Here is a 6,942-nt window from a genome sequence, read left to right as displayed (position 1 = left end):
CCTAACCTTCCCCCATCGAGGGGGAAGGGACTTTTGAAATTGTCTTAGTGAGGAATGACATGGGAGTAGGTTCGGAATGGCACGATGGGAGTAGGTTCGGGATGGCATGGTGAGCGTATATGAGCAAATGTCCACAGAACCTAGTCCTGTCCGCGAACGAAAGCTTCCGGATTTCTGCTCCCTGCCTTCGCAAGGACATGCTTCGCAGGAATGACGATTCGAAAATTCCCGTAGAAATCTTGACTTGCTTTACTTTCGAGGATTTGTGAAATCGTCTTTGGTCTCAGTTTTTCCAACGCGGCTTTGCGATTTGTGGTAGGTTAGTTCCAACAATATGGATAGCGGAAGGATGCGCTATGACCACTTACAGATACTACCGTTGGGACGGCAGCCAGCAGGTCTTCAGCATGGACGCGGACGACCTTATGAACTCCATTGCCGACGACATTTTGGAGCACGGCGATCCTAATCGCGCGCTTCGCAGTTTGCTGCAGCGCGGCGTTGACGATGAGCAAGGGCAGCACGCACCCGGACTGCGCGACCTGCTGGAACGGCTACGCCAGCAACGCCAGCAGCAGCTCGAACGCTATAACCTCGACTCGGTGATGGACGACATCAAGGAGAAGTTGCAGGATGTCATCGATACCGAGCGGCAAGGCATCGAGCGCCGCCTACAAGACGCGGAACGCCAATTGCAGGAAGCGGGCGATACCGCCGAACACCTGCAAGCGCCCATGCAGATGCTGCAAGACCGCGCTCAGCGCAACTCCGACTCGCTCGATTCGCTGCCGGACAGCCCCGGCGGCAAGATTCAGCAGCTGCAAGATTACGACTTTATGGACCAAGAAGCGCGTGAGAAGTTCAACGAACTGCTGGATTCACTCAAGCAGCAGATGATGCAGAACTTCTTCCAAGATATGAAGCAGCAGCTACAAAACATGTCGCCGGAAGACATGGAAGGCTTGAAGAACATGATTCAGGCGCTCAACCAGATGCTGCGCGACCGCGCGATGGGCGAGGACCCGGACTTCGAGGGCTTCATGGAGCAGTACGGCGAGTACTTCGACCCGGACCGTCCGGCAAGCCTGGACGAACTTATAGACCAGTTGCAGCAGCAGATGGCGGCGATGCAGTCGCTGATGGACAGCATGTCGCCGCAGATGCGCAACGAGCTGGAATCCATGCTAGGCGCGGCGATTGACCCGGAGTTCATGGACGAAATCGCCGAACTCGCGGGGATGATGTACGACATGTTCCCGTTCGACGATATGGCGAGCGAATACCCATTCATGGGCGACGAAAGCATGACGCTGGACGCCGCGATGGAGCTGATGGGCGAACTGCGCGATATGGACCAGTTGGAGCAGCAAGTGCAGCAGGTCATGCGCAACGGCAATGTCGAAGACATCGACTTGGACAATGTCGAGCAAATAATGGGCGAGGACGCGCGCCGCCAATTGGAGCAGCTGCAACGGCTGATACAGCAGCTCGAAGAGGCGGGCTACCTGAAGCGCGAAGGCGACAGATTGGAGCTTACGCCGCGCGGTATCCGCAAGCTGGCGCAGCAGGCGCTGCGCGAAGTATTCTCCGAGCTGAAGAAAGACCGCATGGGACGCCACGAAATCTACTCGCGCGGCGACGGCGGCGAGCGCACCGGCGAGACCAAGCCTTATGAGTTCGGCGACCCGTTCGACATCGACTTGCACCGCACGCTGTTCAACTCTGCGCTGCGGAATGGGCCCGGGACGCCCATGCGAATAAGCCCGGAAGACTTCGAGATTCACCACACCGAGCATATGACGCAGACCGCGACCGCGCTGCTGATAGACCAGAGCCGCTCGATGGGCATGTTCGGCAGTTTCGCGGCGGCGAAGAAGGTGGCGCTCGCGCTGTACTGGCTCATCCACAGCCAGTATCCGCGCGACTATCTGTACATTATCGGCTTCTCGGACTACGGCATGGACATCGCAACGGACGACCTCGCGGACCTGACATGGAACGCGTGGGTGTCCGGCACGAATATGCAGCACGCGCTGATGCTTGCGCGGCAGGCGCTGTCACGGCAGAAGGTCGCCACGAAGCAGATACTGATGATTACGGACGGCGAGCCGACAGCGCATCTGGAGCACGGGCGCGCGTACTTCAGCTACCCGCCTAGCTGGCGCACCATCGAAGAGACGCTGAAAGAGGTGAAACGCTGCACGCAGGAAAACATCACCATCAACACCTTCATGCTCGAGCACAACTATTACCTGATGGACTTCATCGACAAGATGACGCGCATCAACAAGGGGCGCGCCTTCTACACAGACCCCAGCCAGCTCGGCCGGTATGTGATGGTGGACTATCTGCGCAGCCAGCGCAAGCGAGTCGGTTAGTTCATCAGTCTGTCAGTCGGTCGGTGCGTCAGTCGGTGGTTAGGAGAACATCATGACCAAGTGGTGGCTCATAGGCGCGGGGGGATTCCTAGCCGCGCTGCTAATTGTGAGCATTGTGCTTGCGCTTACGTCGAGGGAGACCGTGTTTGCGCCGGGGACGCCGGAGCGGGCGGTGCAAGACCTGCTGCGGGCGGCTGAGGATGATGACATCGAGGCGGCTTACGGCATGCTATCCACAGAGCTTCGAGGGAAATGCGAACTCACAGATTACGCGGACGGCAGCGGCTACCGCCACTACGATGACGGCGATAGGGACATTCGCGCGACGCTGCGCGAGACCAAGGTTGTCGATAATCTCACGCTCGTAGATGTACAGGTAACAGAGTTTTACGGAAGCGGTCCATTTGACAGCGGCGAATCGTCATATAACAGGCGATACACCTTGCGGCAAGAAAGCGGCGAGTGGAAGTTCACCGAATACCCCTGGCCCTACGACTACTGCGACGAAACGGTCAGCGAGTAATCCGGCAGATGCGCGCCTATATCCGTTCGTGGTGAGCGCTTGGGCAAGCTCAGCACAGGCTCTGTCGAACCATAAGTCCTGTCAATCCATGTCAGTAACATCCCTTTGAAAAGGATACTTTCATGCCTGAGGCCTTCTTCATAATATCATCGCTACTAGGGCTGCTTGTGCCCGTCTCGATAATCGCGCTTATTGTCTATGGCGTCACCGTTTGGCGGCGGCGCATGTCTGCGAATCAGCAAGAGCAGGAAGACGACGCGGGCATAGGCACGGTGCGCCGGCTGTACTTCTACTTTGTGTCGTTCATCTCGCTGATGATGACGGCGAACGGCGTGGTGATTATCATCCAGTTCATCTTCGAAGCGGGCGCGGGCGATGTCGGCGCGGTGCTGTTGGATTCCACCACGCAGCTCGCGACCGGCGCGTCGCTGCTGATAGTTGGCGCGCCGATATGGTATTTTCACTGGCGCTTCGTGCAGCGCGCCGTCGCAGAGCAGCCGGTGGAAGCGCGTTCCATCCTGCGCAAGTTGTATATTTACGTCACGCTCGCCACCGCCGGCGTGTTCATCATATTCAACGCATACAACCTGCTGAGCTGGCTGATGGGCGTGGAAGATTTCGGGGGCTACTACCCTGCCGCCGTCGTGATTTGGGCGGTCGTGTGGATATTCCACCGGCGCATCGAAGAGGGCGAAGGGCAGCATTCTCCGGATACGCGCGCGATACGGCGGCTTTACATCTACATCGCGTCCCTTGCCGGACTGGTTATGCTCTCGATAGGCGTCGGGCGCGTGCTCTACTTCATACTGCTTGAGGGCTACAACGCGCTTGTTTCCACGCCTGTTATCTCGGGCGATTCGGGACTGTTGCGGCATGCTATGCGCGAGATGCTGGCAGTCGCAATCGTGGGCGCGGCGACTTGGGCGCTGCACTGGCTGTACATCGCGCGGCGCGACTACGACAGCGTGCTGCGGCAGGTCTATCTGTACATCTTCGCAATCCTTGGCGGCGTGATGACGACATTGGTTGCGCTGGGCATCATTATCCACGAATTCCTGACCTGGCTCTTCGGCACATACAGCGCAGATTCGGTCGCGCAGCACTTCGAGTTTCTGCCCGGTGCGGTCGCTCCCCTATCCATCGGCGCTGCGCTCTGGGCATACCACTGGTATCGAGTGAGGCATGAGACAGGCACATCGGGCGGAACGACGCTGTCAGCGCGCCGAGCGTACACATACATCCTCGCCGCGATAGGCACGGGCACGCTGGCGGTTGCCGCATTCATGCTGGTCGGCGCGGCGCTCAAGCTCATTCTGGCGCAGTTCGGGGATGTGGTGGTTGGCGGCGACCAGTGGAAGCGTCCGCTCATAAACATAATAACGCTGGCGGTTCTGGGTGTGCCCGTCTGGGGATACTACTGGCGGAACATACAAACGCGAGCGGTTGAATTAGGCGCGGACGATCGGCAGGCGACATCGCGCCGCATCTTCATCTTCGCCGCGCTGGGGATTGGCGTGTTGGCGTTGTTGGGCAGCGTCAGCGTGTTGCTCTTCTTCGTCCTGCGCGACCTGCTAGAACTCGCGCTCTCGCTAGACACGCTGGAAGACATGACATCGCCAATCGCCGTAATCGCCGCCGCAGCCGTGTTCTTGCCCTACTACTGGTCAATCTACCGCCAAGACCGCCAGCAAGACGGCGAGGATGCCGAGCGCGACGCCACAAGAGACGAAACAGCGGAAGTCGCGCCGCAAACCGGACTTGATGCGCCCGATGTCCCCGTTGCGCCTGAAACATCGGACGCGCCTGCTCTGCTTGACACGCCCGAAATACGGCATTCACGCAAGCAGGTAACGCTGCTCGCGCCGGCGGGAAGCGCAATTGTCGCCCCGCTGCAAGATGCGCTCGGATACGAGGTGCAAATGCTGCTGTGGGCAGACATCGACGTCGCAACGCCCACGCTAACCGACGACGACCACGCGCGCCTAGCCCAAGCCATCGCCGCCGCGCCGGGCAGCCGTATCTTGCTAGTCCCCGACGGCGAAGGGCTGCGCGTGCTGTCGTATGAGGGGAATGGCGTTCCAAATGATTGAGAGATGGGGGGAGACGAGAGTATCGCACACACATCCCTCAGATGAAATCGCTATCCACGGTTGAGACGATTTCATAAATCCCTAATGTTGTCATTCCGAACGCAGTGAGGAATCTGAAATCGTTGCATGCAGACCTGTTTCCGACTTTAGATTTCTCGCTTTGCTCGAAATGACAGGCATAAATTGCAAATGACAGATGTATAAATTGCATTTGTGAAATCGTCCTCACGTTTACCAAGCGGTTGACACCCTGCCGTCCGTTGCCAATAATTGAACTATAGGTGTGAATGTGGTACTGCCCGCTTGGGTTAGAGTAATATCGGTCGCGGCGTTCGTCGTGTCCTTCATAGGGGGAATGACGCTAGTTGCGTGGTACGAAATCGCCGCAGCGACCGCCGGCACGACCCTAGCGACGACTATCGCCATAATCAGCAGAGGCGAGTCTGTGTCTGTGGTGTCGGCAGGGATCGCCGGTGCCTTCGAAGGAGGAGCATACATCATGGTAATAGCATACGAGATGGTGAAGCGGGGATTTGACAGGGGCTACGACAGAGGCAAGGAAGAGGGTATAGAAGAAGGCAAGGAAGTGGGTAGAGAAGAGGGTGTCGAACTAGGCGTCAAGAAAGGTCAAGATTTAGCGTACGCCGACGCCGACGCTCAGAATCTCGCATACTACAAGCGTATGAGGGAAGCGCTAGAGCGCGGTGAAGACTTCGACGAACCGCCGCCTACATTCCGCAGAAATGGCAAGCATGAGGAAGAGCAGGAATAGCCGCATGGTCATAGCATACGAGATAGACACACTTCGATAGTTCGGCAACCGATTTCTACAGATAACAATTCGATAGCGCTAGATTATCCGGGGTGCACGCTTTCCGGCATTTTGAGGTCCTAATACAATTTCGGTTTACTTGTGACGAGACGATTTCATAAATCCCTAATGTTGTCATTCCGAACGCAGTGAGGAATCTGAAATCGTTGCATGCAGACCTGTTTCCGACTTTAGATTTCTCGCTTCGCTCGAAATGACAGGTATAAATTGGAAATGACAGGCATAACTTGGAAGCGACAGGTATAAATTGGAAAAAACAAGTATAAATTGCATTTGTGAAATCGTCTTTTGTGACACAAAAAGATGACTTGAGTGAGAGGTGATTTGAGCACCTTTGTTGCGAATTCTTCAGAAGGAAATGAAACTCGCGTCCATAATCCAAATGCAAGTGAAACAACTGCATTCAATACAGCATAAACTTCCTCGCTCAGTGAGAAGAGGCAACTCATACCAACCTACGCGCATCATTCAGGATTTCCCCGCGCACCTTCAGCAGATCCCCTTCAAATCATACATGGCAGCCACCCTTGCAGTGATGGCCGCCTGCTTCATCACTTACGGAATCGTTGTTCCTGGCGCCTCGCATGCCCAGACATCTGAGACATGCACGCATCCTGATCCTACGAGCGACTGGTCTGCCGTTTGCATGGCGGGTCTTTCGCCCTCACCCGTTCGTGAGGGTGATATTTTGACCATAACTGTTCGCATCACTCGTGGAGCCGAAGTGGACGATGCGAGCACAATTAGAAGCGGCATTCGAGTGTACGATGTGGATGACGTGCATCTCATAGCGGTGGTGTTCATCGAAGGGGACAGCACTAAGCAGATTACGCACAGGGTTCTCTCCGGCTATGGGAGCCGCTCGCTGAAAGTTGACATACATCCAGGCTGGGAAGACAATGACCCCGGCAATCCATCGTCAATGACAGTACAGGTTACAGATAGGGACGGACCGCCGGCTACGGCTACGGCTGTCCCTCCTACTTCAACTCACACGCCCACTAATACACCCACACCTACGGAGACGCCCACTCCCACTGCAACTCATACGCCTACCGATACGCCCACAGTAACATCCACACCAACCATTACTCCAACATATACTGTCACGCCAACCCG

At 56.5% G+C, this 6,942-nt stretch carries 5 protein-coding genes; all 5 read left to right on the top strand.

Annotated elements, in window-relative coordinates:
• Positions 1-356: 356 nt before the first annotated feature.
• Positions 357-2,378 (top strand): DUF1819 family protein, encoded by a 2,022-nt coding sequence (locus F4X57_05645; GenBank protein ID MYC06637.1) that lies wholly within the window; start codon positions 357-359, stop codon positions 2,376-2,378.
• A gap of 52 nt (positions 2,379-2,430) precedes the next feature.
• Entirely contained in the window at positions 2,431-2,901 is a 471-nt protein-coding gene (locus F4X57_05640) for a hypothetical protein (protein MYC06636.1), read from the top strand.
• A gap of 122 nt (positions 2,902-3,023) precedes the next feature.
• Entirely contained in the window at positions 3,024-4,991 is a 1,968-nt protein-coding gene (locus tag F4X57_05635) for a hypothetical protein (GenBank protein MYC06635.1), read from the top strand.
• Positions 4,992-5,280: 289 nt separating this feature from the next.
• Positions 5,281-5,763 (top strand): hypothetical protein, encoded by a 483-nt coding sequence (locus F4X57_05630; GenBank protein MYC06634.1) that lies wholly within the window; start codon positions 5,281-5,283, stop codon positions 5,761-5,763.
• Positions 5,764-6,511: 748 nt separating this feature from the next.
• Positions 6,512-6,942, top strand: a 431-nt coding sequence (locus tag F4X57_05625) for a hypothetical protein (GenBank protein ID MYC06633.1), incomplete at its 3' end; no start/stop codon positions are given.

The sequence above is a fragment of the Chloroflexota bacterium genome (assembly GCA_009840355.1).
In the GTDB taxonomy this organism is placed as follows: Bacteria; Chloroflexota; Dehalococcoidia; order Lucifugimonadales; family JADFKI01; genus Bin90.
Note: the sequence above shows the minus strand (reverse complement) of the source record. Positions and strands in the feature narration are given on the sequence as shown.

Coding starts and splice junctions, on each gene's coding strand:
- F4X57_05635 (MYC06635.1), top strand. CDS start 3,024: ATGCCTGAGGCCTTCTTCATAATATCATCGCTACTAGGGCTGCTTGTG.
- F4X57_05640 (MYC06636.1), top strand. CDS start 2,431: ATGACCAAGTGGTGGCTCATAGGCGCGGGGGGATTCCTAGCCGCGCTG.
- F4X57_05645 (MYC06637.1), top strand. CDS start 357: ATGACCACTTACAGATACTACCGTTGGGACGGCAGCCAGCAGGTCTTC.